General features: G+C 64.8%; 30 protein-coding genes. 11 read left to right on the forward strand and 19 right to left on the reverse strand.

Going from position 1 to position 24417, the window contains the following annotated elements; translation table 11 throughout:
* Positions 1-66: 66 nt before the first annotated feature.
* Positions 67-1668 carry a tetratricopeptide repeat-containing sulfotransferase family protein gene (locus LZ519_RS04610; RefSeq protein WP_249867545.1) on the reverse strand — a complete coding sequence of 534 codons (1602 nt, stop codon included), beginning with the start codon at positions 1666-1668 and terminating at the stop codon, positions 67-69.
* A 46-nt stretch (positions 1669-1714) separates the two neighbouring features.
* Between LZ519_RS04610 and LZ519_RS04615 the strand changes: the two genes are divergently transcribed.
* Positions 1715-2173 (forward strand): MaoC family dehydratase, encoded by a 459-nt coding sequence (locus LZ519_RS04615; protein WP_249867546.1) that lies wholly within the window; start codon positions 1715-1717, stop codon positions 2171-2173.
* On the opposite strand, the gene LZ519_RS11705 is transcribed toward LZ519_RS04615, so the two are convergent.
* The 5 genes from LZ519_RS11705 to LZ519_RS04640 all read right to left on the reverse strand — a co-directional run bounded on the left by LZ519_RS11705 (position 2170) and on the right by LZ519_RS04640 (position 6617).
* A complete protein-coding gene (locus tag LZ519_RS11705; protein WP_431358082.1) occupies positions 2170-2673 on the reverse strand; it encodes a hypothetical protein in 504 nt (167 codons plus the stop codon). The genes LZ519_RS04615 and LZ519_RS11705 overlap by 4 nt on opposite strands.
* Positions 2674-2790: 117 nt before the next feature.
* Positions 2791-3741, reverse strand: a complete 951-nt coding sequence (locus LZ519_RS04625; protein ID WP_249867547.1) for a cytochrome c1 — start codon at positions 3739-3741, stop codon at positions 2791-2793.
* Positions 3742-3751: 10 nt separating this feature from the next.
* Entirely contained in the window at positions 3752-5056 is a 1305-nt protein-coding gene (locus tag LZ519_RS04630) for a cytochrome b (RefSeq protein ID WP_249867548.1), read from the reverse strand.
* A 17-nt stretch (positions 5057-5073) separates the two neighbouring features.
* Positions 5074-5622 carry a ubiquinol-cytochrome c reductase iron-sulfur subunit gene (petA, locus tag LZ519_RS04635; protein WP_249867549.1) on the reverse strand — a complete coding sequence of 183 codons (549 nt, stop codon included), beginning with the start codon at positions 5620-5622 and terminating at the stop codon, positions 5074-5076.
* A 101-nt stretch (positions 5623-5723) separates the two neighbouring features.
* Complete coding sequence (locus LZ519_RS04640) at positions 5724-6617, reverse strand: TSUP family transporter (protein ID WP_249867550.1); 894 nt, start codon at positions 6615-6617, stop codon at positions 5724-5726.
* 100 nt (positions 6618-6717) lie between these two features.
* Between LZ519_RS04640 and hemF the strand changes: the two genes are divergently transcribed.
* Together hemF and LZ519_RS04650 are read left to right on the forward strand one after the other, a co-directional pair.
* Entirely contained in the window at positions 6718-7584 is an 867-nt protein-coding gene (hemF, locus tag LZ519_RS04645; protein ID WP_249867551.1) for an oxygen-dependent coproporphyrinogen oxidase, read from the forward strand.
* Positions 7581-8195 carry a GNAT family N-acetyltransferase gene (locus LZ519_RS04650; protein ID WP_249867552.1) on the forward strand — a complete coding sequence of 205 codons (615 nt, stop codon included), beginning with the start codon at positions 7581-7583 and terminating at the stop codon, positions 8193-8195. The genes hemF and LZ519_RS04650 overlap by 4 nt, the downstream gene beginning before the upstream one ends.
* On the opposite strand, the gene LZ519_RS04655 is transcribed toward LZ519_RS04650, so the two are convergent.
* The gene (locus LZ519_RS04655) at positions 8141-8941 is read right to left on the reverse strand and encodes a hypothetical protein (RefSeq protein WP_249867553.1); all 801 of its coding nucleotides are present in this window, start codon (positions 8939-8941) and stop codon (positions 8141-8143) included. The genes LZ519_RS04650 and LZ519_RS04655 overlap by 55 nt on opposite strands.
* A 90-nt stretch (positions 8942-9031) precedes the next feature.
* Here LZ519_RS04655 and lipB point away from each other — a divergent pair, with 90 nt between their 5' ends.
* The 3 genes from lipB (at position 9032) to LZ519_RS04670 (ending at position 10420) form a co-directional block, all read left to right on the forward strand.
* On the forward strand, positions 9032-9676 hold the full coding sequence (gene lipB / locus LZ519_RS04660) for a lipoyl(octanoyl) transferase LipB (RefSeq protein ID WP_249868862.1): 645 nt from the start codon (positions 9032-9034) through the stop codon (positions 9674-9676).
* 102 nt (positions 9677-9778) lie between these two features.
* Entirely contained in the window at positions 9779-10018 is a 240-nt protein-coding gene (locus LZ519_RS04665; RefSeq protein WP_249867554.1) for a hypothetical protein, read from the forward strand.
* Between the two features lie 99 nt (positions 10019-10117).
* A complete protein-coding gene (locus tag LZ519_RS04670) occupies positions 10118-10420 on the forward strand; it encodes a hypothetical protein (RefSeq protein WP_249867555.1) in 303 nt (100 codons plus the stop codon).
* On the opposite strand, the gene queE is transcribed toward LZ519_RS04670, so the two are convergent.
* The 7 genes from queE to LZ519_RS04705 all read right to left on the reverse strand — a co-directional run bounded on the left by queE (position 10417) and on the right by LZ519_RS04705 (position 15457).
* Positions 10417-11049 (reverse strand): 7-carboxy-7-deazaguanine synthase, encoded by a 633-nt coding sequence (queE, locus tag LZ519_RS04675; protein ID WP_249867556.1) that lies wholly within the window; start codon positions 11047-11049, stop codon positions 10417-10419. The two genes, LZ519_RS04670 and queE, sit on opposite strands and share 4 nt — an antisense overlap.
* On the reverse strand, positions 11046-11726 hold the full coding sequence (gene queC, locus LZ519_RS04680) for a 7-cyano-7-deazaguanine synthase QueC (protein ID WP_249867557.1): 681 nt from the start codon (positions 11724-11726) through the stop codon (positions 11046-11048). The genes queE and queC overlap by 4 nt, the downstream gene beginning before the upstream one ends.
* Complete coding sequence (locus LZ519_RS04685; protein ID WP_249867558.1) at positions 11726-12076, reverse strand: DUF3147 family protein; 351 nt, start codon at positions 12074-12076, stop codon at positions 11726-11728. Before LZ519_RS04685 ends, queC begins: the two co-directional genes overlap by 1 nt.
* A 152-nt stretch (positions 12077-12228) precedes the next feature.
* The gene (locus tag LZ519_RS04690) at positions 12229-12624 is read right to left on the reverse strand and encodes a DUF3617 domain-containing protein (protein WP_249867559.1); all 396 of its coding nucleotides are present in this window, start codon (positions 12622-12624) and stop codon (positions 12229-12231) included.
* A gap of 25 nt (positions 12625-12649) precedes the next feature.
* Complete coding sequence (hslO, locus tag LZ519_RS04695) at positions 12650-13564, reverse strand: Hsp33 family molecular chaperone HslO (protein ID WP_249867560.1); 915 nt, start codon at positions 13562-13564, stop codon at positions 12650-12652.
* Positions 13565-13707: 143 nt separating this feature from the next.
* Positions 13708-14898: an aspartate aminotransferase family protein gene (locus LZ519_RS04700; protein WP_249867561.1), complete on the reverse strand. Its 1191-nt coding sequence runs from the start codon at positions 14896-14898 to the stop codon at positions 13708-13710.
* 148 nt (positions 14899-15046) lie between these two features.
* On the reverse strand, positions 15047-15457 hold the full coding sequence (locus LZ519_RS04705) for a hypothetical protein (RefSeq protein WP_249867562.1): 411 nt from the start codon (positions 15455-15457) through the stop codon (positions 15047-15049).
* A gap of 361 nt (positions 15458-15818) precedes the next feature.
* On the opposite strand from LZ519_RS04705, the gene LZ519_RS04710 reads away from it, so the two are divergent.
* Positions 15819-16547 carry a D-Ala-D-Ala carboxypeptidase family metallohydrolase gene (locus LZ519_RS04710; protein ID WP_249867563.1) on the forward strand — a complete coding sequence of 243 codons (729 nt, stop codon included), beginning with the start codon at positions 15819-15821 and terminating at the stop codon, positions 16545-16547.
* Between the two features lie 15 nt (positions 16548-16562).
* Here the strand turns inward: LZ519_RS04710 and LZ519_RS04715 are convergent, their stop codons facing one another.
* From LZ519_RS04715 to LZ519_RS04725, 3 genes are all read right to left on the reverse strand, one after another.
* On the reverse strand, positions 16563-17009 hold the full coding sequence (locus LZ519_RS04715; RefSeq protein ID WP_249867564.1) for a hemerythrin domain-containing protein: 447 nt from the start codon (positions 17007-17009) through the stop codon (positions 16563-16565).
* Between the two features lie 118 nt (positions 17010-17127).
* Positions 17128-17334, reverse strand: coding sequence for a hypothetical protein (locus LZ519_RS04720; RefSeq protein ID WP_249867565.1), 207 nt, complete (start codon positions 17332-17334; stop codon positions 17128-17130).
* Positions 17335-17459: 125 nt separating this feature from the next.
* A complete protein-coding gene (locus tag LZ519_RS04725; RefSeq protein ID WP_431358083.1) occupies positions 17460-18302 on the reverse strand; it encodes an ABC transporter permease in 843 nt (280 codons plus the stop codon).
* 77 nt (positions 18303-18379) lie between these two features.
* On the opposite strand from LZ519_RS04725, the gene LZ519_RS04730 reads away from it, so the two are divergent.
* Both LZ519_RS04730 and LZ519_RS04735 read left to right on the forward strand, forming a co-directional pair.
* The gene (locus tag LZ519_RS04730; protein WP_249867567.1) at positions 18380-19012 is read left to right on the forward strand and encodes a GcrA family cell cycle regulator; all 633 of its coding nucleotides are present in this window, start codon (positions 18380-18382) and stop codon (positions 19010-19012) included.
* 15 nt (positions 19013-19027) lie between these two features.
* Positions 19028-19945, forward strand: coding sequence for an aldo/keto reductase (locus tag LZ519_RS04735; protein WP_249867568.1), 918 nt, complete (start codon positions 19028-19030; stop codon positions 19943-19945).
* Here the strand turns inward: LZ519_RS04735 and LZ519_RS04740 are convergent.
* Positions 19942-20781, reverse strand: a complete 840-nt coding sequence (locus tag LZ519_RS04740; RefSeq protein ID WP_249867569.1) for a hypothetical protein — start codon at positions 20779-20781, stop codon at positions 19942-19944. The two genes, LZ519_RS04735 and LZ519_RS04740, sit on opposite strands and share 4 nt — an antisense overlap.
* Positions 20782-20975: 194 nt before the next feature.
* Between LZ519_RS04740 and LZ519_RS04745 the strand changes: the two genes are divergently transcribed.
* A complete protein-coding gene (locus LZ519_RS04745; protein WP_249867570.1) occupies positions 20976-21542 on the forward strand; it encodes a hypothetical protein in 567 nt (188 codons plus the stop codon).
* A 56-nt stretch (positions 21543-21598) separates the two neighbouring features.
* Here the strand turns inward: LZ519_RS04745 and LZ519_RS04750 are convergent, their stop codons facing one another.
* Positions 21599-22123: an Hsp20 family protein gene (locus LZ519_RS04750; RefSeq protein WP_249867571.1), complete on the reverse strand. Its 525-nt coding sequence runs from the start codon at positions 22121-22123 to the stop codon at positions 21599-21601.
* Positions 22124-22434: 311 nt separating this feature from the next.
* Here LZ519_RS04750 and parE point away from each other — a divergent pair, with 311 nt between their 5' ends.
* On the forward strand, positions 22435-24417 hold the full coding sequence (gene parE, locus LZ519_RS04755; RefSeq protein ID WP_249867572.1) for a DNA topoisomerase IV subunit B: 1983 nt from the start codon (positions 22435-22437) through the stop codon (positions 24415-24417).

Consider the following 24417-nt stretch of genomic DNA (forward strand, 5'->3'; position numbering starts at 1 on the left):
GGCTATTGCGACAGAGCGCCGGCCGCTTGTCAACGGCAGTTGCGGGGCGTTCACACGATTGTTGCGCTACCGTTGCGCGAGAGACGCGGGGGCGGCTGGATAAGCCTCGACCACGTCGCCGAGGGCCGTCTTCAGCGGCCCCAGGTGCGCTTCATAAGCGCGCCATTCGTCGGTCGAATCGCGATAGATCGGCCGGCGCACCTGCTCAGAGCTGGCGGTCCGGACCGCGCGTTCCGTCTTGTGGAATTCCAGGCACCCAGGCTCGAAGTCGAGCCCGCAATGATCGAGGAGCGCCCGGACCTCGGACTCGGTGTCATCCACCATCCGCTCGTAGATCACGCGGTGGACCCGCCCGGGCAGGACCGAGTCGACGTGCGCCATCAGCCGCACGTAATCCGCATAATAGTGCCCGAGGTCGTCGAGGTCGTAGGCGAAGTTCTGCCCCCGCGCGAAATGCTGGCGGAAGTTGGAGAAGCAGCAGGCCATCGGGTGCCGGCGCGCATCGATGATCCTGGCGTTCGGAAGGAACAGCTGGATCGCCGGAACGAACATCCAGTTGTTCGGGAGCTTGTCGATGAAGAAGGGCCTGGCAGTCCGCCGCTGAACGCTGGCGCGCTTCAGATATTCCTCGCCCCGCTGACGACGCTCGGCCTCGTCCAGCTCCAGTATCGATTGCGGGTAGCGTCCCTCCTTCCGTGCCACGGCAGGAAGATCCGGAAGCTCGGACGTCCCTTCCACGAGGCTGTGGGAGGAGAGTATCTGCTCGATCAAAGTCGATCCCGCTCGCGGCATCCCGACGATGAAGATGGGATCGGCCGCCTCGCAGCCGCCGCGACGCTCGGCGAAAAATTCGGCCGTGAACGCCTCGATGCTCTCGTCGACCAGCTTCGTGACCTCGGAGCCCCGGTACGGCTCCCGCTTCAGCCGAAGCGCATTGCCGCGCGCATAATGAGCGAACGCCTCGTCGGTTTGCCGCCGATCGTGCATCGCCTTGCCGAGCGCGAATTCCAGGTGAAGCCGGTCCTCGTCGGCCAGGCCCGGTGAGTCGATAGCCTCGCGCATCGCCTCGACGTCACCGTCGTCGAAGCTGACCGTCTTGAGGTTCGCCAGGCTCCACCATGCCTCGCCCAGCGTCGGCTCGAGCTCGATCGCCTTGCGATAGGCGGCGATTCCTTCCGGCTGCCGGCCAACGGTCTTGAGCATATGCCCGTAGCTCATCCAGACCTTGGGCTGCCCCGGCACCCGCTCCAACACGTCTTCATACAGCTTGATCGCCTGCTCGAAGTCGCCGAGCCGGCCCAAGGTCGCCGCTTTCAGGTTCCAGTGGCTCAGGCCCTCCGGCTCGGCGGCAAAGACATCGTCGAGCAGCTCCATCGCTTCGGCCGGCCGGCCCATTCGCCCCAGGATCAGCGCCAGGTTCGACTTGGCCGCCGCCCAGCCGGGAGCGATCTCGACCGCCCGCCGGAGCAAGGTCTCGCTGTCCCGGAACCGGCCGATACGCGCTGCAAGCTCGGCAAGCATCCGGATCGCCCGCGCATCGTAAGGGTCCTCCTGGAGATGCGGTTTCAGGAGGCGCTCGGCAACGTCGAGCCTGTTCTCGTTGAGCGCGATCGCGGCCTCGATGAGGCGCGGGTGGAAATGTCCCGGTAACGGAGCTGGAGTGGCCACGAGCGCTGTGTAGCGCGCTCACCCGCACCCCGCTATTGCGGCGCCAATGATCTATTTCGAAGACTTGGAAATCGGCTCGGAGACCTATTTCGGCTCCTACGAGGTCACTCGCGACGAAGTTCTGGAATTCGCCCGCAAGTATGACCCGCAGCCGTTTCACCTCTCTGACGAGGCAGCGGCCAAGACCCACTTCGGCCGGCTCGCCGCGAGCGGCTGGCACACTTGCGCGATGACGATGGCAGTGATCGCCCGCAAGGTCGTGAACGAGGAACAGGCCGGCCTCGGCTCACCCGGAATCGACGAGCTGCGCTGGCTGAAGCCTGTCTATCCCGGCGACACCCTGCACGTTCGCGGCAAGATCGCCCACAAGACTCCCTCGCGCAGCAAGCCCGACATGGGCTCGTTTCGGACGGAGACGACCGTCACCAACCAGGACGACGTCCCGGTGATGCGGTTCAAGTCGATCGTCCTGATCCGGCGGCGGCCGGACTCCAACCAACCCTAGCGGGGTCGGCTGTCGTCCGAGCGGCGCTCGCGGCGGTCGGTACGCACCTTGCGGGTATCGCCGTCGCGGCGTTCGAAGCCGCTCCAGTTTTCCCGAAGGACGGTTTGCTTGCTGGTCGTCGTCGAGCTGCGATCGCGGGTCGTGGACCTATGGTTGCGCGTCGTGTCCAGAGCGCGGTCGCGGCGGCTGCTCCAATAGCGGCGCTGCGAGTCGCTCCAAACGTGGGGGCGGCGGTACGAATCGTAAACGTAATAGCCGCTGCCCGGGTAATAATAATTGTCGTACCAGCCATAGTAGGGGGCGCCGTAGCCGTAGCCGCCATAGCCGCTGTACGGATAGCCGCCGTAGTAGCTGTCGTAGCCGCCATAGCCTCCGTAACCGGAGCCGTAGCCGACGCCGACCGACAGACCGCTGTAGGGCGAGCCGTAGCCGCCGTAGCCATAGGCGCAGCCGCCGAGGGCGACGGCGCCGGCGAGGAGAATTGCAAGACGTGCGCGCATAAATACCTCCAGACGCGAGGATAATTCACTCAATGCGCGGAGGAGACTGCGCGTTCCTTGATGTCGCGCCGCTGAACGGCGGGCGGGGCCTAAGTACCGCCACTCGAAGGCCGTCGCCTAGCGGGTCACGCCCGCGTTGTCGCTCGCGCGGCGGCGCTTCGCCTTGTTCTCCGGATCCAGGGGGCCAGTGACGCGGACTGCGCGCTTCGCCTCCGCCCAGGTGTTCCGATAGGCGAGATAGCCCAGGATCGTCGCCAGCAGCAGGAAGATGGCAACCGCGAGTCCGGCGGCGTGGCGGCGCTCCAGATTCGGCTCGGCAGTCCACACCAGGAAGGCCGAGACGTCCTTCGCCATCTGGTCGACCGTTGGTCTGGTGCCGTCGGCAAACTGGACCTGCCCGTCGCTCGCGAGCGGCGGCGGCATCGCGAGGTTGAGGTTCGCGAAATAGGGATTGAAGTGCAGGTTCGGCGGCGTCTTCGCCGTCGGGAACTTCTGCAGGAGAAGCTCGCCCTTCTCGTTCCTGTAGCCTTCCTGGTTCCGGTAGCCGGTCAGCAGCGAATAGACATAGGCCGCCCCGCCTTCACGTGCCTTCGTGATCAGCGACAGGTCCGGCGGAACCGCATTATTGTTCGCCGCACGAGCCGCCATTTCGTTCGGATACGGGCTCGGGAAATGGTCGGCGGGGATGGCCTTGCGCGTCGCCGTCTCGCCGGTGTCCGGATTGATGGACGGGACTTCCGTCTGCCACTGGTTGGCGATCGCCTTCACCTCGGCCTCGCTGTAACCGAGCGCCTCCAGGTTCCGGAACGCGACCAGGTTCATGCTGTGGCAGGCCGAGCAGACTTCCTTGTAGACTTGGAATCCGCGCTGGAGCTGCTGCTTGTCGAACCGGCCGAAGGCACCGTCACTGGCGAGGTGGAGCGCCTTCGGCTCCTTGTGGAACTCCGATTCCGGCAGCGGCTCCGGCGGGTTGGAGAAATATTCCTTCACTCCCGCGAAGAGCGAAACCAGGAGTACCAGGGCGAAGGCCAGGCCGACAATATACTTGATTGGGCGAACGAAAATCACCGCGATCCCCTTACCGCGCAACGGTGGTTGTGCCGGGTTTGATTCCGGCGGGTGCACTTTCTTGCGCCTCTCCGTGCAAAACCGACTCTGTGATCGACCGAGGCAGCGGCAGCGGCGTCTCGAACTTCGAAACCAGCGGCAGGATCACCAGGAAATGCAGAAAGTAATAAGCTGAGGAGATCTGGCCGAGCGCGATGTTGAACGGAGTGATCGGCGCTCCGCCGACATAGCCCAGGACCAGGACGTCGGCGACCAGCAGCCAGAACAGCCGCTTGAACACCGGCCGGTAGTTGCCCGAGCGAACGGGCGACTTGTCGAGCCACGGCAGGAAGAACAGCAGCAGGATCGAGGCGAACATCGCCAGCACGCCCCACAGCTTTGCCGCGAGGACGAAGTCGACGGTGAAGGATCGAAGGATCGCGTAGAAGGGCCAGAAATACCATTCGGGCACGATGTGCGCCGGGGTCGCGAGCGGGTTCGCCGGAATGTAATTGTCCGGATGCCCAAGCGAGTTGGGCATGAAATAGACGAACAGCGCAAAAACCAGCAGGATCAGAGCGGCGAACCAGCCGTCCTTCGCCGTGTAGAACGGATGGAACGGCAAGGTGTCCTTCTCGTCCTTCACATCTACTCCCGTGGGGTTGCTCGACCCCGGGATGTGCAGCGCCCAGATGTGAAGCACCACGACCGCTGCGATCACGAACGGAAGCAGGTAGTGGAGCGAGAAGAAGCGGGTCAGCGTTGCCTGGTCCGGCGCATAGCCGCCGAGCAGCCAGATGCGCAGCGGCTCTCCGACGAGCGGGAATGCGGAGAAGAAGCCGGTGATCACCTGCGCTCCCCAGTAGCTCATCTGCCCCCAGGGAAGGACGTAGCCCATGAAGGCGGTCGCCATCATCAGCAGGTAGATGACCAGCCCGAGCATCCACACCAGCTCACGCGGCGCCTTGTACGACCCGTAATAAAGCCCGCGGAAAATGTGGATGTAGGTGACCAGGAAGAAGAAGCTCGCGCCGTTGGCGTGCGAATAGCGCAGGAGCCAGCCGGCGTTGACGTCGCGCATGATGTGCTCGACCGAATTGAAGGCGCCGTCGGCGGTCGCATAATACCACATCGCCAGCACGATCCCGGTGACGATCTGGATCGTCAGGAAGATCCCGGCGAGGACTCCGAAGTTCCACCAGTAATTGAGATTTCGCGGGACCGGATAGCCGGGGCCCGTCGCGCCGTACACGATGCGCGGAAGCGGCAGCCGGTCGTCCAGCCAGCGCATGAACGGATGCTTGGGTTCGTAGGTCTTTGCCCAGGAAAAGCTCATTGTCTTCGTGCGCCCCCTCAGCCGATCCGAACGGTGGTCGGCGAAGTGAATTCATATTCGGGAACCATCAGGTTCTTCGGTGCCGGCCCCTGCCGAATGCGGGCCGCGGTGTCATAGGCCGAGCCGTGGCACGGGCAGAAATAGCCGCCGAACGGGCCGCGGTTCTCGCCTTCGCCGATTCCCAGCGGAACGCAGCCCAGGTGGGTGCAGACGCCAAGCGTGATCAGCCAGTTCGCCTTGCCCGGCTTGGTGCGCTGGCCGAGAGTTTCCGGATCACGAAGCTCCGACAGCGGGACTGCCTGCGCCTCCTGGATTTCCTTGGGAGTCAGGTTGCGGACGAAGACCGGCTGCTTGCGCCAGACCGTCTTGATGCCCTGTCCCGGCTGGATCTTGGAGATGTCGACCTCGGTCGTCGACAGAGCGAGGACGTCCGCCGGCGGCGCCATCTGCCAGAGCAAAGGTGCGACCGCCGCGACGGTGCCGACTCCGGCAAAACTGACCGCGGCGACATTTAGGAAATCGCGACGGCGAACCCCTTCGCCAGCCGTAACCGGAACGTCAGCCATGCCTACCCTTGTGACTAGTGGCGGTCCGCCCAATGGGACCCCCTAAGGCGATTGGCGGGCCTGATAGCGACCACATCCCGCACTGCCAAGGGGCGGATTCGTCAAAGCACGAGCGGAGCGGCCTCGGCGGGTCCATTCTCGCTCTTGCGAGCCAGCCACGACGCCCGGAACATGATCGCGGCCGCATAGACGACGACGAGGATAACCAGCCACCGGAGCAGCTGGAGCGGCATCTCCTTGACCAGGAACGCCGCGACCAGGACGGCGGGGACTCCGCCGATCCCCAGGCCGACGACGACTCGAATGTCAATGTTCCGCATCTGGATGTGACGGACGCAAGCGCCCGCGCCCATCATCGCCGCGCCGGCCGCCATGATCGGGAAAACCAGGCGCGGGTTCATTCCCATCAGACTCAGGGTAACAAGCGTCGGCGCATAATTGCCGACTCCGAAATTGAGCAGCACGCCGAAGACGAAATTGGCAGCGATCGCGGCGATCGTAAGGCCGATCGGAAGCGAACTCGCGGTCCCGCCGCCGGGCATCAACTGAAGGTTGGTCAACGCATAGGCGATGGCCGCGAGGACCAGTCCGATCGCCACAACCAGCTGAACGATCCACACCTGCGCCCTGGCGACCAATGGCGCCCCGACAAGGCCTCCCAGGAGCACCGCCACCGCGCAGCCGAACAGAAGCGTGGGATCGACCATCACGCCGAGCAGGATCAGGAAGATGACGCTTTCGGCCATCGCCGGCGGGCTGAGGCCCACCAGCATCGTCGGCGGAATGAGTCGGTCGGGCACCAGCTTGCGGAACTTCATCCACGCCGTCGTCGGCGCGAATGATCCGATCCCGAGTGTGTCGAAGAAGCTGACGACCGCCCCCAGCACCATCGATTCGAAAGTCGGCGCGGCGCGCTCGGCGATGGCCGCTCGCACCAGGACGAACGTAAATAGGAGAATCGCCAGGCCGAGCGGGACGAGAAGAGCAAGAAGCATCGTGAATTCCCCCCAGCCCCGGTGGACGTCGGATGCTAGACATTTGGCGGTCGCAGGCAAGCGGTTCCGCTGGCCCGCCGCTGGCGCTAGAGACCTCGCCATGCTCAAGCTGGACGAACAGAAGCAGGCCGCGAAGGACTGGTTCGAAAGCCTCCGCGACCGCCTCTGCGCAGCGTTCGAGGAGATCGAGCGCGAGGCCGGGTCCGACTCGTCTTTCGTGCGGACGTCGTGGGAGCGGCCCGACGAAAGCGGCAGCGCCGGCGGCGGCGGTGTCCGCTCGCAAATGAACGGCAAGGTCTTCGAAAAGGTCGGGGTAAACGTATCGACGGTCGGCGGCCGATTTACGCCCGAGTTCGCGGCGACGATCTTCGGAGCCGATGAAACAGATCCCACCTTCTTCGCCACCGGGATCAGCCTCGTCGCACACATGGCCAATCCGCACGTCCCTGCGGTGCACATGAACACGCGATTCCTCGCCACCACCAAACGCTGGTTCGGCGGCGGCGCGGACCTCAATCCGGCGATCCCTTACGAAGAAGACACGAAGGCCTTCCACGCGCGGCTCCGTGCCGCCTGCGCGGCCCACGACCCGACCTTCTATCCGCGCTTCTCCAAATGGGCGGACGATTATTTCTTCCTGCCCCACCGCGGAGTCTCGCGAGGAGTCGGCGGAATTTTCTATGACCATCTCGAATGCCATGAGCCCGGAGAAGGGCCCACATTCGACCAGAATTTCGCCTTCACCCGGGACGTCGGCGAGGCCTTCCTCGACATCTTCCCGAAGATCGTCCGAAAGCGGATGGCAAGCGACTTCAGCGTGGGGGACATGGAGCGGCTGCTCGAGTTTCGCGGCCGCTATGTCGAGTTCAACCTGCTTTACGACCGCGGCACATTATTCGGCCTGAAGACCGGCGGAAACATCGATGCGATCCTGATGAGTCTTCCCCCGCTTGCGAGGTGGAAATGAGTTACGAGCCGCTTCCGGAAGGCCAGCTGGCCGCCGTCGTCACCTTCCTCGAGATGCGCAAGCCGCCCACGGACCAGGTTCCGGCGTCGTCCCTTTCCTTCCGGCGGATTCACAATCCCGATCCCGGCGAATACCGCCAGCTGTTCCGGCGGATCGGCCGGCACTGGCTATGGTTCTCGCGCCTGACGATGACCGACGCCGAGCTTGCGGCGATCATCCAGGACGAAGCCGTCGAGCTTTACGTGGTGATCGACGAACTGGGTACCGACATCGGAATGCTGGAGCTGGATTTCCGCGAGGCCAACGAATGCGAGATAGCCTTCATCGGACTGCTGCCCGAGCTTGCCGGGCGCGGTCACGGACGCTGGCTGCTGGCGGAAACCCTGCAGCTCGCCTGGCGTGACGGGATCCGGCGGGTCCATGTGCATACCTGCACGCTCGACCATCCGGCAGCACTTCCCGCCTATCGAACCGCCGGCTTCAGGCCGTGCCGCTTTGCCGTCGAGCGTTTCCGCGACCCGCGCCTGCTTGGCATACTTCCGCCCGACAGCGCTCCTCAGGTCCCGCTTCTGGGCACTCCGATGTCCATGGAATCGCGTCCCGCCAGCTGAAGGTAGATCCGCGCGAGCATAGCCGCGATGATTGTGAATTCGACGCTTCGGAGCAGGCCCGCGACCAGCGCAACGACCAGCTTGCTCGCCGACAGGGACGAGACCGGGCCAAACAGCACCGCCGCAAGCATCAGCGAGCCGAAGCCGACGGCAATTTCCAGAATGATGAGCGCGATGATCGACAGCAGGAACGTGCCCATGAGCACAAAAGTGTACCCACGGGTAAGCGACCAGGAGCGCCTGATCAGGTGAATTGGGCCGCCCATCTCACTGACCGAAACCGGCCCGAGGAGCATCAGGCGCCCGAAGAGCGGGCTTAGCACGAGCAACAGCAGGAAGAGTGCCCCGACGGCGAGTTGCTCGAGCTGCGTTACGTTCGGGGCCGAGGCTGCGGCGACCAGGGATGCGCACAGGATCAGTGCGAAGGTGATGAGCACAGCTGACGCAAGGAAGGGCAAGAGGCGACTCACGGCATGGCGGATTGCCGCACGAACCTCTTCCTGGTGGAACATGGCCAGGCGGGTCAGAGCCAGGTAGCCGGTGGCAAAGACGATCAGCGACACGATCAGGATCGCGACCCAGCCGCCCGGCGTCATGGCCTCGTTCCCGACCACTGGTGCGAAGAAGTTCGCGACTGCAACCGGGATCGCCACAAGTCCCAGCGCGACCGGGGAAAGCAGGCGGCCTTCGCGGCTGAGAACGGTTTTGGTCTCCTCCCAGGCGCGCGAAATGGAAAGTTCGGCCATCGATTCCCCCTGATGTTTCAAGCGTTATGCGGGGGCGGCCCTGCCGTTGCAATCTTGCCGCCGGCGCGGCGCTACGCCATCTGCCGGGCGATGGAGCGGATCGACGGCGTCGAATGGCGGGCCAGCGAATCGCCTGTGCCTTACGAGGAGGCCCTCGCCTTCATGGAGCAGCGTGCGGCCGCCATCCGATCGGGCGAAGCAAGCGAATGCGTCTGGCTGCTCGAGCACCCGCCCCTGTTCACCGCCGGCACCAGCGCCGACCCGGCCGAGCTCATCAATCCACTGAACTTCCCGGTCTACGAAGCCGGCCGCGGCGGCCGGTACACCTACCACGGGCCGGGCCAGCGGGTCGGCTATGTGATGCTGGACCTCGAAAAGCGCGGCCGCGACGTCCGCAAGCTGGTCCACGGTCTCGAAGGCTGGCTCATCGCCACGCTCGCCGATTTGGGCGTTTCCGCCCACCGGGCGCCCGGTCGGATCGGCATCTGGGTCGGGCAAGGACCGGCCGAAGCAAAGATCGCCGCGCTCGGAATCCGGGTGAAGCGCTGGGTGACCCTTCATGGCTTTTCGATCAACGTCGCGCCGGACCTCGCCCATTTCGACGGAATCATCCCGTGCGGCATCGCCGATTTCGGGGTCACGAGCCTCGCTCAATGCGGGATAGAAACGCCGATGTCGCGCGTTGATGCCTGCCTGAAACGGTCGTTTCGTCTTTTTCTCAGTGACTTGGGATAAATGAAATCAAGTCTCTTGATGGTGACGAGCCGTTCAGATTATGCTGAGTGCGATTTGCGAAGCGGGCGACCGCTGCAGATCGCAATAAATAGGGAGTTTTGAATGCGTGCTCTTATCCTGGTCGCCGGTGCGGCCCTGGCGGTTGCAGCTTGCAGCAGCAACAACAACGCCGACAACAATATGGCGGTCGAGAATCTCACTGCTGAGAATCTCGTTGTCGAGAACGACATGAATGCCGTTGACATGAACGCCGTCGACATGAACGCGACGACCGACATGAACGCGGTGGACACGAACACGACGACGACGACCACCACGACGAATACCACGACCAACATGTAATGCGCGGCTCCTTCGGGAGCCGTTTTGCATGCGAGGCTGCCGGGTTCGCCCGGCAGCCTCTTTTTTGCGATAGTCGTTTCGAAGATGCGGAGAGATTCGATGCGCATGATCCTGGCTTTGGCATCGCTGGCGCTTGCGTCCTGCTCGGGGAATGCGCCGACCAACAATAGCGCGATCGGCGGCGATAGCGGCGCCGAGAGCATCACCGCGGTCAACGACACGACTGCCATTGACGCTGCCACCGGCGCGGACGCCGACATGGCGGCCGACGTGAACTATACGTTCAACGAAGATCTGGCTGGCAACGACGCCGACAACCGCTCCGACAACAGCAGCTCGAACAAGAGCAAGCCGGCGTTCGAGCCCGACGAGCCGGGCACACCGGGCAACGATTCCGACTAGGCCAGGCCGACCACCTTGTGAGCCTGGAGGCTGAGCCTCCACCGCGGCCGCTCCATCGCCAGCCTGATCGCCGCATCGGTAGCCGCTTTTCCATCCTCGCCGTCCATCGGCTGGACCAGGAAGTGGTCGAAATCCCAGCTTTCCAGCTCGGCAGGATCGATTCCGGGCTGCGGCCAGACCAGCTTCAGCTCATCCCCGCTCCGCTGAACGACATCCGTGCCGGCCTTGGGGCTGACGCATACCCAGTCGAGGCCCGCGACGGCCGGCAAGGTCCCGTTCGTTTCAACCGCGACTCGGAAGCCGCGGTCGTGGAGCGCCGACACGAGCGCCTCGTCCAACTGGAGCATCGGCTCACCGCCGGTGATCACCACCAGCCGGGCATCCCTACCCTCGCCCCATTTTCGCTCGACGGCATCGGCGAGTGCTTCGGCGTCCGCGAACTTGCCGCCGCCTGGCCCGTCCGTCCCCACGAAGTCGGTGTCGCAGAAGCCGCACTGCGCCTCCGCCCGGTCCTGCTCGCGTCCCGACCACAAGTTGCAGCCGGCAAAGCGCAGGAACACCGCGCGGCTCCCCGCCTGCACACCCTCGCCTTGGAGAGTCAGGAAGAGTTCCTTGACCGCGTAGGTCATTCGCCCGGCCGCTCCGCGTAGCGCGTCGGGTCCGGCAGCCCCGCCTCGGCGAACCCCTTCGCCCGCAACCTGCACGCGTCGCAGAGGCCGCAGTGTCGACCGTCCGGTGTCGGATCGTAGCAGCTGTGGCTCAGTCCCGCGTCGAGGCCGAGCCGGCCGGCCTCGCGAGCAATGTCGGCCTTGGTCATGGCCTGAAGCGGCGCGTGGAGCGTGAAACCGCCGCCCTCCACGCCCGCCTTGGTGGCGAGGTTCGCCAGCTTTTCAAAGGCGCTGATGAACTCCGGCCTGCAATCCGGGTAGCCGGAATAATCGAGCGCGTTGACTCCGATGAATAGGTCCCGGGCGCCCGCCGCCTCCGACCAGGCGAGCGCCAGGCTAAGCAACACGGTATTGCGGGCGGGAACGTAGGTGACGGGTATTTCGTCGCCGACGCCGCCCTTCGGAACGTCGATGTCGCCAGTAAGCGCCGACCCGCCGAACTTCCTCAGGTCGAGATCGAGCACGGCATGCTCGCTCGCGAGCTCGCCCGCGATAGCTTTCGCCGCGGCCAGCTCGACCGAATGGCGCTGCCCGTAGTTCACCGTGAGCGCGAGGACGTCGAACCCCTGTTCGCGGGCGATTCCCGCGGTCACCATCGAATCGAGCCCGCCCGAAAGCAGGACCACCGCCTTGCGCATCAGAGCTTCAGCCCCAGCCGGGGCGCCGCCCAGAACATGAGCGCGTAAAGCGCCAGCGTCCCGGCGACGACGATCGCAAGCGACAGCCAGAAGCCGACTCCACAGCGAAGCAGCGCCGGAAGAGCGGCGAACATCGGAAGCGACGGGAGGATGAACCAGAAGGCGCCCATGGACAGTCCGGCAACTCGCTCCGGGTCGCTTGTGTCTCGCCACAGCCACAGCATCGCCAGCAGCGAGGTCAGTGGAAGCGACGCGACCAGCCCGCCCCAGGTCGGATAGCGCCGGGCGATCTCCGACACCGCTGCGACGATCGCGCCCGAAAGCAGAGCCTTGATGACGAAATAGAGCACGGCGCGCCCTCTACTTCGCCAGCCGCGACAAAAGAAGGGCCGCCCATCCCGGTGGAAGGGCGGCCCAGGTAACCGAGCATTGCTCGATTCGGGAGGAAAGCGTGCCGAACCCGGCACAGTGTCTTCCTAATCGATGTTGGTTAAACGGGGCCTTAATGGCCCGGGCAATCGCCCACTCGGCGCGCCTGGAAAACATATTTGAACGGCCCGTCGCCGGTGATCCCCTGGGTTTCCACCCGGAGCGAACGCGGAGTCACGAGCGTCAGGTTGCTCTCCCCGAAACCGCCTCCGCCGCAAGTATAGTGGATCCTGGCCGACAGCCCCGAGTCGCGAAGCACGGTCCGGCTGCAACTGGCCCGGCGATGCTCGAACTGGGCGAGCACCTGCGGATTGGCGAGGCACAGGCGAACGGGCGGACTTCCGGAGCGAGCGACCTCCCACAAGCCGCCCTGGGCCTGCGACAGCGCCGACGGACCCGCGGCGGCGACCAGGCCGGCTCCGGCAAGGAGGGCCGTGCTCGCGGCCAACAGGCGAGAATTACCGTTCACGAACTGCACCTTACCACAAATTTCGTTACCGTTTAGTCTCCGACACGTCTTCGAGAGCTATGGGGAAGCTGGTCGAGCAGAACGCGCAGTCGACTCGGATCATGCCGTCCTCGCCGACCATCGCCTCGCGCTCCTCGGCCGGGAATCGGGCGATGACCGAGCGCACGTAATCGGGATCGCAGCGGCAGCCCTTGGAGAGCGGCAGCGGGTCGAGCGTGCGCACCTCCGCTTCCTCGTGGAACAGCCGCCAGGTCAAGTCATCGAGAGCGATCGCGGGGTCGGTCAGCTCCTCCGGCTTTACCGAACCCGCCAGGATCGCGACGTGCGGCCAGTCGGGATGGTCGAGCCTGGTGTGAAGCCGATCTCGGCCCTCCTCGCCTTCGGGCAGATGCTGGAACAGCAGCCCGCCGCCAACCCAGCCGCCGGCCCTCTTCTCCGCCGCAAGCCTGACGATGCTGGGGATCTGCTCCGACTGGGCGAAAAAGCTCTCCGCCGCCCGCGCGAGGCTTTCCGCCTCAAGGGGCACAATGCCCTGGTAGCGCTCGTCGACGTTGGGGTGGTCGAAAGTCACCGCGAGATAACCCTTGCCGAACAGCGACTGGAGCGACGGGTTTGGCCCGGCGTCGGCAAGGCGCTCGGGGTCATGCTTCACGTAGCCGCGAAGCTGGCCACCAAGATAATCGCACACGAGGAGGTCGACGATTCCGTCCTGGGTCTGCGCCTGGACGGTCACCTGCCCCTCCGGCTCCTTGAGCATCGTGCCCAGCAGCGCGGTCAGCACCAGCGCTTCCGAAAGCAGCCGCTCGATGGCCTGCGGATAGCCGTGATTGGCGAGGATCGAATCCAGCACCGGGCCGAGCCGCGCGAGTCGTCCGCGCGCATTGCGCGCCGGAATGGTGACGCCGAGCGCGACGTCGAGATTCAGCAAAGTGTCGGGCATCGCGACTAGATAGGGAGGCAGCGCGAGGGGGACAACGTCAGGCCGCGCGTCGCCCCGGGCGGCAAAACTGGTGGAGGGACACTTGCTCGGTGCAGCTGATTTTGTCCCCCCACCAGGCAAACCTTTGGCCGAGCCCCGAAGGTTTATGCAGCGACGGATGGAGCTTCATAGTCCGCTGCAGCCGCCGACAGCGCGTCTACGAATTCGCGGACATGTTGTTCCTCGATGTTCAAGGGCGGGAGAATCCGCATCACGTTGTCGCCCGCGGCGACCGTGAGAAGGCCCCGGCTCCGGAGCCAATTCACGAATGCCCGGCTGTCGGTCTTCATCTTGACCCCGAGCATCAGCCCCATTCCGCGAACGCTTTCGAACAAATGGTCGTGGTTGGGGATCATCTGCTCCAGCGCCGAGCGCAACCGCTCGCCCATCTGCCGGACGTGAGCGAGGAACTCCGGTGTCGCGACAATGTCGAACACGGCCTGCCCAGCCGCCATCGCAAGCGGGTTGCCGCCATAGGTCGACCCGTGAGTGCCGATCACCATTCCGCTCGCGGCCTTCTCGGTTGCTAGGCAGGCACCCATCGGGAAGCCGCCGCCGATGCCCTTGGCGCTCGCCATGATGTCGGGAAGGATGTCGTACTGCTCATGGGCGTAGAGCGACCCTGTCCGCGCCACTCCGCACTGGACTTCGTCGAGCACCAGCATCAGGTCGTTCTCCTCGCAAGCCTTGCGCAGCCCTTGCATGAACGCCTTGCTGGCCGGGCGGATTCCGCCCTCGCCCTGCACCGGCTCGACAAGGAAGCCGGCCGTATTCTCGTCCATCGCCGCCAGCGCCGCCTCGAGATCGTCGAACTCGACGACCTTGAAGCCGGCCAGCAGTGGCGCGAATCCGTCGCGCAGCTTCTCTTGGTTCGTGGCGCTAATCGTCGCCATCGTCCGCCCGTGGAAAGCGTTGGAGAAGGTGATCAGGTCATGCTTGTGCGCATTGCCCTTGGCGTGGTGGTAGCGGCGCGCGGTCTTGATCGCGCATTCGACCGCTTCGGCGCCTGAATTGGTGAAGAAGACCGTGTCGGCGAAGCTGTTGTCGATGAGCCGCTGGGCGAAGGCTTCCCCCTGCGGCGAGCCGTACAGGTTCGACACGTGCATCAAAGTCGCCGCCTGCTCCTGGATCGCCTTGGTCAGATGCGGGTGGCCGTGGCCCAGCAGGTTCACTGCGATCCCCGCCGCGAAGTCGAGATACTTCTCGCCATTCTCTCCGTAGAGATAGACACCCTCTCCCCTCACCGGCCGCACTTCGCATCGCGTGTAAACGGGCATGAGCGGCGTGATGGCCATGGGTCGATCGTCCTTTGTCTGTCTAGCGGGATCGGGCGGCGAGCGCCCCGCAGCGGCTATAATGGGAGTGCGGCGCAAAGCAAAAGGGGCGAGCCCGGCTGGACCCGCCCCTCTCGTTAGCCGCCTGAGCGGCCGGCTTTAGTCGCGATTACCAGCCATAGCGGCCGCGGCGGCCGTCATAGTCGGCGTAGCGCCGCACCTCGAAGTTCAGGCGCTGCACCCGCTCGCTGAGAACGCGAGCCTCGTACGGCGACAGGCCGCGATAGCTGGCGTTGCGAAGTGCGCGCTCGGTGCTTCGAATATCGCGATTGAGGTCGCGTGCTTCGGCCCGAGTCAGGCGGCCCTGAACGGCAAGGTTGCGCATCTGGTAGCGAACCTGCTGGATCTGGTTCTGCAGGCGCTCCACGCGGTTGTAGCCATTGTTGTACCCGTAGCCATAGGCGTTCCCATAGGGGGCGCCGTAGCCGACCCCGAGGTTGCCATAGACCTGGGCGGAAGCCGGAGCGGCAACGGCGACTGCCGAGACTGCGGCGGCGAGGGTGAAAAGAAACTTACGCATCGTTGCTCTCCTTGTTGAGCGATTGATGCGTGAGTTGTGCGCCGATTCGCTTGATGTCGGGCTGAATGGGCCCGTAATCCGGCGTTCAACTTGTTTACCTGCCGTAATAGTCCGTTCAGCTAACCGAGGGCTCCGCGGCGCGATTGCGGCGCTGCGCTGAACATTGCGACAACGAAGCCGAAAGCTGCCAGCAAGGACAGCACGAATATTTCGGGCGAATAAGCGATCAATCGCCCGGCCCGAACCGGCGGCCGCTGGATGTGCGGCATTCAAAAAATGCGATGCTGGAGTTTTCCACAGGCATAATCGCGCTTCAAGCCGACGGTCTTGAATCGGCGAATCTAGAAATTATCTTGTTGAAATGCTTAGATTTATATCTGCTGCCGCGCTCGCGGCGACGCTCTCTTTTGCGCCTTCCGTGGGCTCGGGCCAGCTGATCGGTCGCGCTGCCAACGTACAGGCCGCGGCCGCGACCGTGCCAATGCACAAGGCTGCGGCCGACGCCTTCGGGCTTGCTCACGTCGCCGATTCCGGCCTTGCGCCGGGACAGTCGGCTGACGACTTCCGGACCTGGGTTAGCGGCTCGGGCGGCAACCGCGACAATGTCGTCGCATTCGGCAACTTCCTTGCCGCCGAGGGCGTCGGCTCGATCGTTCCCCTGTGGGAGCTGACCCGCACCTCTTCGTCGTGGCGCGAGTGCGGCGCAGAGCCGTTCGAAGCCCCGCCCCCCGACAAGTGGGAGCATATCGTCACGACCCTGAAATTCGTGCGCGACGACGTCGTCCCTGCAGTCGGCCAGGTCGAAGCCGTCTCCGGCTACCGCAATGCCAAGCTCAACGCCTGCTCGGACGGAGCGCCGAAGAGCGCTCACCGAGAGTTCTTCGCGCTCGACCTGACGCCGGTGAACGCGGCGGTGGACCGCGACGACATGATCCGCTCTGTCTGCGCCGCCCACGCCCGCGATGGCGCTCGCTATGATGCCGGCCTCGGCTTCTACACCGGCCGCCGGTTCCACGTGGATTCGTCGGGATTCCGCAAATGGGGGCCGAACGGCAAGGGCGCCACCAGCCCCTGCGTGCATTACGCCTGATCTAGCGGGTGCAGCTCACTCTTGCGGCGATGTCCGCTTGACGTAGCGGCCGACCAGGATGGCCGCCGGATAGAGTATCTCCTCCTCCTGCCGGGCATGGGCAGCGAGCCCGTCGCTGAAGCGGACATAGTCCGCTCGCCCCGCCTTCTCGGCGGCGGCGCGGAACTTCGCGGCGGCAGTGCGGATGCCCTCATGTTCCTTCAACATCTGTGGAAGCTCGCGCTCCAACGCGTCGGTCATGGGCAGGACGGCACGCATTTCTGCAGTTGCGTTTCCGCGGGCCAGCTCGGGGAGAAGGCCGAGCGGAGGCGTGGCTATCTGCTCCTCACGGCGGAAGTGGGGAGCCAGGGCTCGTTCGAGCTCTTCGGCCGCACTCCCAAGCTCGCCCCCTTCCTTGGAGGCGCGAGCGAGAACTTCGTGCAATTCCCGGTGCTCCGCTGCGAGTGAAGCTGGCGTCTGCATGCCCGTTGCTCCCTTATCGGGGTGATGCTGCGAATGTTCGGTTTGCGCGGCGGCAGGCATGGTGGTGAGCAGAGCGGCTGCGATGGCCAAGGTTGAGAGTGCCACTGGATTTGTCATCCTAGCCGAACTCGTCGAATGCTGGCCTGAGCAGAGCACTCTCGACGCCGAGCAATTGCTGGCGGCCGACTATGGCCCGGACCAAATCCTCGTAGCGCTCCGCCAGCTCAATGTGCGCTTTGCGCGCCTCGTCGTTAGGAGTGCAAATCGCGGCGGTTCTCTCCTCTGACGCGCGGCGTGCGAAGTAGACGTGGTCGCTTTCCAACATGGGTTCCTCCAAACCGCTCTGTCGGCTGGTCGACCCGCAGCGGCCATACGCAATTAAACGGAGTCTCCGCCTCTGACTGGACTGGAGCGTTGGCTTTCCAGCCAAAGCGAACGCCGAAGGCGCGCTTACGCCTTGATCTTCCAGCCGCTCTTCAGGAGCGAATAGCATATCGCCCACAGCGCCAGGTTGAGCACCAGAAGCCCGACCGCTCCGACCAGGATCGGCGAATCGCTGATCCCGAGGAAGCCGTAGCGGAAGCCCGATATCACGTAGAAAAAGGGGTTGGCGTGGCTGATCGCGCGGAATGACGGCGCAAGCTGCTCGACCGAATAGAAGGTGCCCGACAGGAGCGACAGCGGAGTGACGACGAAATTGGTCACCGCGGCCGCATGGTCGAACTTCTCGGCCCAAAGCGAGGTGAGCAATCCGAGGAAGGCGAGCAGGAACGAGCCCATCAGCCCGAACCAGAGCACCCAGCCCAAGTGCCTCGGCATCACCGACACGCCGGGCCACAGGAGCATCGCCAGCCACACCGCGACGCCGACGAAGAAAGCCCGGGTCACCGCCGCGCCCACGAGTCCGGCGATCAGCTCGCCGGTCGAAAGCGGCGGCATCAGGTAATCGACGATGTTCCCCTGGATCTTGCCGACCAGCAGCGAGAAGCTGGCGTTGGCGAAGGCGTTCTGGAGCATCGCCATCACGATCAGCCCCGGAGCGATGAAGTCGGCGAAAGCGACACCCATCACGGTGCGCCCGCTTCGGCCCAGTGCGACGGTGAAAATCGCCAGATAAAGCAAGGTGGTGATGGCCGGCGCCCAGACGGTCTGCATCTGCACCTTGAAGAACCGGAGCACCTCCTTGATATAGAGGGTCTTGAGACCTCCCCAGTTGACGCCGCTGAGCACGGGTTCGCCCGGCACGCCGACAAGCCAAGGCGAAGATTGGGAGCTGGTGGGCCGTTCGTTCACTTGGGCGGCGACTATCGGCTGACGGAGCAGGCGGCAAGCTTGCTCGAGAGGCGAACGATTACCGGAGTGATTTTACGATGTCCTGGACCGAAGAGCGCATCGAGCGCCTGAAATCGATGTGGGCCGAAGGCGCCACCGCGAGCGAGATTGCCGAGAAGCTCGGCGGGGTCAGCCGCAACGCCGTCATCGGCAAGGCGCACCGCCTCGGCCTCGAGGCCCGCCCGTCGCCGGTCAAGCCGGGCGAGGAGCATGCGGCCCCCGCGTCCAAGCCGGCCAAGGCCGAAGCTGCGCCAAAGCCCGTGGCCGAAAAGCCGCAGCCGGCGGCGCGCGAACCCGCGCCCCAGCCGCAGCGCCAGCGTCCGCAGGTCGAAGGCGTCCAGTATCGCTCGGTCGGTCCCGGCGGCTTCATCCGCCAGGGCCCCGGCGACCAGCAGGCGCCGATCCCGCCCGCGCCTCCGCGCCGCCTGGTTCCGGCCAAGCCCAGTCCGGAAGTCGCCGACAAGACCAGCCTGCTCGACCTCAACGACCGCATCTGCAAATGGCCGATGGGCCATCCGGGCGAGCCCGATTTCCACTTCTGCGGTGAGCAGGCCAACCCCGGCTACCCCTATTGCGTCGCCCATTGCGGAGTCGCCTATCAGGCGCAGCTCCCGCGCCGCGACCGCCGGCCGCCCCCGCCGCTCCCGTTTGGCGGACCGCGAGTCCGCTAGAACCAAGCTCCCGCCGTGCTTAACCCGGCCGACGTCGATCGCATCGTCTTCGGCTGCGGCAATTTCGGCGGCATCGGCTCGTCTCCGCACCTGCGCAGCGCCGGCGACAGCGAAGAGAAGGCTCTACGGCTTCTCGACCATGCGCGACGCGTCGGGATCCGCCGCTTCGACACCGCGAACACCTACGGCGGCGGCGCGAGCGAGATCATCCTCGGCAAGTGGCTCAAGGCCCAAGGTGGCAGCTTCGTCGACGGCGCGCAGATTGCGACCAAGGTCGGCAATCCCAACGGCTGTCCTCCCGGCGAAACACCCCTCAGCGCGACCCAGATCGGCTACCACCTCGACCAGTCGCTAAGCCGCCTCGGCGTCGCGCGGATCGACCTCTATTACATCCACGAATTCGACCGGGTGACCCCGCTCGAAGAAACGCTCGAAGCGTTCAGCCGCGCCGCCGAATCCGGCAAGATCGACCGGTTCGGAATCTCCAACTCCTCGATCGCCGACGCCAGGACCGTCCTGGACTTCGCAAGCCCCGCCCTCGCGTCGCGCTTCGAATATCTGCAGAACGAATACAGCCTGCTCGCAACCGCAGACGCCAACGCCTTGATCCCCTGGTGCGCCGAGAACGGGCTTCGCTACACTGCCTTCAGCCCGCTGGCGGGCGGATTCCTTACGGGCAAGTACCGCCCCGGCGAACCCCCTCCCTCAGGGAGCCGCTTCGCCGAGGCGCCCGAAGTCTGCGGTCCCTATTCGAGCGAGCAGGCCTTCGCCGCGATCGACCAACTCAAGGGGAGATCCGAATCACGCGGGCAGACCATGGCCGAAGCCGCGCTTCGCTTCGTGCTCGACACTCCGGGCGTCGACGGCCTGATCATCGCGCCGCGCCGGATCGAGCATTTCGCCGGCCTCGGTCTCGGGCCGGCCGGAAGCTAAGCGCCCTCTGCTTCAGCGGGTGCGGCGAACCCGCACTGCTTCTGCTCCATCGGGATCTGCTTGGTGATGCGGGTCGCATTCTCCGCATAGGCCTCGGTCACCGTACCGCGGTTCACGACCTTGCCGCGAAGCGGGCTGACGCCCTGGCAGATATGGAAGACGTGCGGAGTGGAAGCCTTCTTCGCCCCGTTCTCGGGAGCGATCCAGTAGACGACGTCCTGCCCGTTGGTCGCCTCGGCCACGGTCTTCGAATCCCTCGCGATGTCCTGCGCCTGGGCGGCCACCTCGGGCGAACAATCCTTGGTCGGCTGATTGGCTTTGATCTCAGCCGCGCACTTGTTCATGTCCTGCGTATATTGCTCGACGGACGGCGGGTTCCAGCTGACCCCGATCAGGGTCGCGACCACCGCAAGAACGGCGCCAAGCCCGCCGGCGATCTTCTTGTTCTTGGGGTCCATGTCCTTGTCCATGAAGATCAGGACAAGCAGCGGAAGGAAGGCGATCACGGTGATGATCGCGCCCAGCTGGTTCTGGAAGAAGAACCTGGCGTGGTCGGATTCGCGCGCCGGATCCTGTTTGTTGGCAGCTTTCCACAACAGGCTTCCCGCAATCGCGAAGATGGCGATTCCGACCAGTATCCCGATCAGGAGCGGAAGGTTTCCATGGTCGAACTTGTGCTGGCGAAGAAGGACGATGCCTGCGATCTCGCCGCCGATGGCGACGATCCACGCAAGCGCTGCGAAAATGCGGAGGCGCTTTGCGACCGACTCCTGCCCGTGAGTAGCCCGCCATTCCTTGGTGACGTCGACTTCGTCGGCCGGCTTCTTGTCTGCCATGGTCACATCCCCTCGTTCGAAGTTCGGCTCCGGGAGGCGTGATAGCATCCGCGGCTTGTCCCCACCACGGCAGTTTCGATTCTGGTATCTCGCGCTTCGCAAGCGTTCGGAAGACCGGCTTCGTCGCCGCGCAATGGATCGGGATTGGACACTCACTCGGCCCGTCGGCTGTTGAAATGTGCAGCTAAGCTGTCATGAATCATCCGATGGATCACAGCCGTTTGACCTCGCGGCTGCAGGCGCCCCCAATAACGGACGCTTCTGCAGTGGTTTGGGCGTTGGTTGCCATCGCTGTCCCGACAGCCATTCGCGAATCGCTGACGGATGTTGTGGTCGGGTGCGAATTCACCCCGTTTCTCCCATTCGTGTTGCTTGCCGCGATCCTGCTGCCCTGGGCCTATGCGTGCGGCATTGCACTGCTATCGCCCGCGATCTCCGGAGCGCTGGTGTTGAGCGGACGCGAACAGACGACTTCGCTCGACTGTTTTCTGACCGCCACGGCATTGTTCCTCGCATCGTCGGCGGCGATCATCGGCGCCGTAGTGTTCATCAGGCGGCTGTTCGCAGCCAGCCATCTTCGGGGACTCGACGAGTCATCGGGTGGGGTGGTCTTCAGCTTGGACAAGCAGGAGGTCTGGGCTCACTGGTATGGTTCCGGTCCGCCCGTGCATCTCGGCTCGCAGGACAGGGTCGAGAGGATGATGGAAGACTTCCTCGCCCAGGTCGAAGTCGGAAAGCGGCTGAACCGCAAGAAGGACTGAGAGAAAGCCCCGGAGCGCAGGCCCCGGGGCTTCGATCTGGCCTCACGAAAACGCTGTTAAGCGTTCTCGCGCTCGGCGTCGGCGTTGACGGTCTGCTTGGACGCCGGCTGCTCGCCGGAGCTACCGATCGCCGAACGCTCCTCGCGCCCGGAGCTCGAGCCGATGTCGATCTTCCTCGGCTTCATCGCTTCGGGGATTTCGCGCACCAGCTCGACGGACAACAGCCCGTCCTTCATGTCCGCGCCCCTGACCTGGATGTGGTCGGCAAGCGCGAAACGCCGCTCGAACGAGCGCGTCGCGATCCCGCGATAGACATAGTCGGAGGCCTTGTCCTCGGACTCTTCCTTCTTCTTGCCGGTGACGACCAGCACGTTCTGCTGGGCGGTGATGTCGATCTCGTCCGGCTTGAACCCGGCGACCGCAAGGTCGATCCGATAATCATTCTCTCCGGTCCGGATCAGGTCGAACGGCGGATAATTCTCGCCGCCGTTACCAAGCCCGCTGTTCTCAAGCATGTCGAACAGCCGGTCGAAACCGACCGTTGACCGGCGATAGGGCGAAAAGTCGAATGCACTGCGCATTGTCTGTCCTCCTTGAGTGAGCAACAGGCGGGGTGCTGAGCCACCGAGCGCAGCGACGCCGGCGCAACGCGCCGCCGTAGCAGCGCGAAGAGCTGGCGAAGCTCGGCCAGCCTGCCCGCGTTAGCGGGACAGGACTGACGTCACGCGATTCACTCGCGTGACGGCCCACGGGTCCAGCAACCCGTCACCGGGCCCTCAAGGGCGCCCGGCAGCAGAAATTTTGGAAAGCGTCCGCGCGATTTCAAGGCTGTGGAAAACGCTTCGCCGCTCCCTTGGCACGGCTTGAATCCGCGCCCTATAGCGAAGCCCAGATGTCCGACCTGTTCTCTTCCTCATCCAAGCCGACGCCTTCCGACAGCTACGACGCTTCCTCGATCGAGGTGCTCGAGGGGCTGGAGCCGGTCCGTCGCCGCCCGGGCATGTACATCGGCGGGACCGACGCCCGCGCCCTCCACCACCTCGCGGCCGAGGTCATCGACAATGCGATGGACGAAGCGGTGGCGGGCCACGCGTCGCGGATCGAGGTCACTCTGGAGCCCGGCAACAGGCTGACCGTCACCGACAACGGTCGCGGGATTCCGGTCGAGGAGCATCCGCGCTTCCCCGGCAAGTCGGCGCTCGAGGTCATCATGACCACGCTGCACTCGGGCGGAAAGTTCGAGGGCAAGGCCTATTCGACCTCCGGCGGGCTCCACGGCGTCGGGGTCAGCGTCGTCAATGCGCTCTCGACCGAGACGATCATCGAGGTCGCCCGCGACAAGGTTCTGTATCGCCAGGCGTTCGCCAGGGGGCTCGCAACCTCGAAGCTGGAGACGGTCGGAGCCGCCCCCAACCGCCGCGGCACTACCGTCATCTTCACCCCCGATCCGGAGATCTTCGGCGCCGACGCCAGGTTCAGCCCGGATCGCTTGTACAAGCTCGCCCGCTCCAAGGCGTACCTGTTCGCGGGCGTCGAGATCCGCTGGCGCTGCGACCCCGGCCTGACCTCGCCGGACGTCCCGGAAACCGCCACCTTCCAGTTCCCCGGCGGCCTAGCCGATCATCTTCGTGAGCAGCTTGGCGAGCGCCCCGCGGTCACCGCCGAACCGTTTACCGGCCGCCAGGATTTCCCCGACAACCAGGGCAGCGCCGAATGGGCCGTCGCCTGGCCGCTCTATTCCGACAGCAGCGAAAGCTATTACTGCAACACCATCCCGACGCCCGACGGAGGCACTCACGAGGCGGGCCTCCGCGCCGCCTTGACCAAGGGAATCCGGGCGTTCGGCGAGCTGGTCGGCCAGAAAAAGTCCAAGGACATCACCGCCGACGACGTGTTCAACGGCATCGAGCTGATGCTCAGCGTCTTCATCCGCAACCCGCATTTCCAGAGCCAGACCAAGGACCGCCTCACAAGCCTCGAGGCGGCGCGCTTCGTCGAGGCTGCCGTCCGCGACCATTTCGACCATTATCTGGCGGACAACATGGACCGCGGCCGCGCCCTCCTCGGTTCGATCGTCGAGCGGATGGAGGAGAGGCTCAAGCGCCGCGCCGAGCGCGAGGTGCAGCGCAAGACCGCAACCAGCGCCCGCAAGCTCCGCCTCCCAGGCAAGCTCACCGACTGCTCGCAGGACGCGGCCGAGGGCGCCGAACTCTTCATCGTCGAGGGCGACAGCGCCGGCGGCTCGGCGAAGCAGGCGCGCGAGCGCAAGACCCAGGCGATCCTCCCCATCCGCGGCAAGATTCTCAACGTCGCCAGCGCGACGCAGGAGAAGATCCGCTCCAACAGTGAGATCGCCGACCTCACGCTCGCTCTGGGCTGTGGAATCCGCGACAAGTTCAGCGAGGACGCGCTCCGCTACGAGCGGATCATCATCATGACCGACGCCGACGTGGACGGCGCCCACATCGCAACTTTGCTGATGACCTTCTTCTTCCAGGAAATGCCCGAGCTCGTGCGCCGCGGTCACCTCTTCCTCGCCCAGCCGCCGCTCTACCGCCTCAGCTCAGGCGCCAAGACCCTCTACGCCCGCGACGACGCCCACAGGGCCGAGCTCGAAGCGAGCGAGTTCAAGGGCAAGAAGGTGGACGTCAGCCGCTTCAAGGGCCTCGGCGAGATGAACCCGAGCCAGCTCAAGGAAACGACGATGAGCCCGGCCAGCCGGTCGCTCATCAAGATCACGCTTCCCGGCGAATATGAGGACCGCCAGGCCGCCCGCGACATCGTCGAGCGCCTGATGGGGCGAGACCCCGCCAAGCGCTTCGAGTTCATCCAGAATAGCGCCGCAGCGGTCGACGAGCAGTCGATAGACGTCTGA

Origin of the sequence: Sphingomonas anseongensis, from assembly GCF_023516495.1 — a bacterium.
In the GTDB taxonomy this organism is placed as follows: Bacteria; Pseudomonadota; Alphaproteobacteria; order Sphingomonadales; family Sphingomonadaceae; genus Sphingomicrobium; species Sphingomicrobium anseongensis.

Bases quoted from the DNA above. Each gene is read 5' to 3' on its own strand.
- LZ519_RS04615 (WP_249867546.1), top strand. From the start codon at position 1,715: ATGATCTATTTCGAAGACTTGGAAATCGGCTCGGAGACCTATTTCGGC.
- LZ519_RS11705 (WP_431358082.1), bottom strand. From the start codon at position 2,673: ATGCGCGCACGTCTTGCAATTCTCCTCGCCGGCGCCGTCGCCCTCGGC.
- LZ519_RS04630 (WP_249867548.1), bottom strand. From the start codon at position 5,056: ATGAGCTTTTCCTGGGCAAAGACCTACGAACCCAAGCATCCGTTCATG.
- petA (WP_249867549.1), bottom strand. From the start codon at position 5,622: ATGGCTGACGTTCCGGTTACGGCTGGCGAAGGGGTTCGCCGTCGCGAT.
- LZ519_RS04640 (WP_249867550.1), bottom strand. From the start codon at position 6,617: ATGCTTCTTGCTCTTCTCGTCCCGCTCGGCCTGGCGATTCTCCTATTT.
- hemF (WP_249867551.1), top strand. From the start codon at position 6,718: ATGCTCAAGCTGGACGAACAGAAGCAGGCCGCGAAGGACTGGTTCGAA.
- LZ519_RS04650 (WP_249867552.1), top strand. From the start codon at position 7,581: ATGAGTTACGAGCCGCTTCCGGAAGGCCAGCTGGCCGCCGTCGTCACC.
- LZ519_RS04655 (WP_249867553.1), bottom strand. From the start codon at position 8,941: ATGGCCGAACTTTCCATTTCGCGCGCCTGGGAGGAGACCAAAACCGTT.
- lipB (WP_249868862.1), top strand. From the start codon at position 9,032: ATGGAGCGGATCGACGGCGTCGAATGGCGGGCCAGCGAATCGCCTGTG.
- LZ519_RS04665 (WP_249867554.1), top strand. From the start codon at position 9,779: ATGCGTGCTCTTATCCTGGTCGCCGGTGCGGCCCTGGCGGTTGCAGCT.
- LZ519_RS04670 (WP_249867555.1), top strand. From the start codon at position 10,118: ATGCGCATGATCCTGGCTTTGGCATCGCTGGCGCTTGCGTCCTGCTCG.
- queE (WP_249867556.1), bottom strand. From the start codon at position 11,049: ATGACCTACGCGGTCAAGGAACTCTTCCTGACTCTCCAAGGCGAGGGT.
- queC (WP_249867557.1), bottom strand. From the start codon at position 11,726: ATGCGCAAGGCGGTGGTCCTGCTTTCGGGCGGGCTCGATTCGATGGTG.
- hslO (WP_249867560.1), bottom strand. From the start codon at position 13,564: ATGCCCGACACTTTGCTGAATCTCGACGTCGCGCTCGGCGTCACCATT.
- LZ519_RS04700 (WP_249867561.1), bottom strand. From the start codon at position 14,898: ATGGCCATCACGCCGCTCATGCCCGTTTACACGCGATGCGAAGTGCGG.
- LZ519_RS04705 (WP_249867562.1), bottom strand. From the start codon at position 15,457: ATGCGTAAGTTTCTTTTCACCCTCGCCGCCGCAGTCTCGGCAGTCGCC.
- LZ519_RS04710 (WP_249867563.1), top strand. From the start codon at position 15,819: ATGCTTAGATTTATATCTGCTGCCGCGCTCGCGGCGACGCTCTCTTTT.
- LZ519_RS04715 (WP_249867564.1), bottom strand. From the start codon at position 17,009: ATGCAGACGCCAGCTTCACTCGCAGCGGAGCACCGGGAATTGCACGAA.
- LZ519_RS04720 (WP_249867565.1), bottom strand. From the start codon at position 17,334: ATGTTGGAAAGCGACCACGTCTACTTCGCACGCCGCGCGTCAGAGGAG.
- LZ519_RS04730 (WP_249867567.1), top strand. From the start codon at position 18,380: ATGTCCTGGACCGAAGAGCGCATCGAGCGCCTGAAATCGATGTGGGCC.
- LZ519_RS04740 (WP_249867569.1), bottom strand. From the start codon at position 20,781: ATGGCAGACAAGAAGCCGGCCGACGAAGTCGACGTCACCAAGGAATGG.
- LZ519_RS04745 (WP_249867570.1), top strand. From the start codon at position 20,976: ATGAATCATCCGATGGATCACAGCCGTTTGACCTCGCGGCTGCAGGCG.
- LZ519_RS04750 (WP_249867571.1), bottom strand. From the start codon at position 22,123: ATGCGCAGTGCATTCGACTTTTCGCCCTATCGCCGGTCAACGGTCGGT.
- parE (WP_249867572.1), top strand. From the start codon at position 22,435: ATGTCCGACCTGTTCTCTTCCTCATCCAAGCCGACGCCTTCCGACAGC.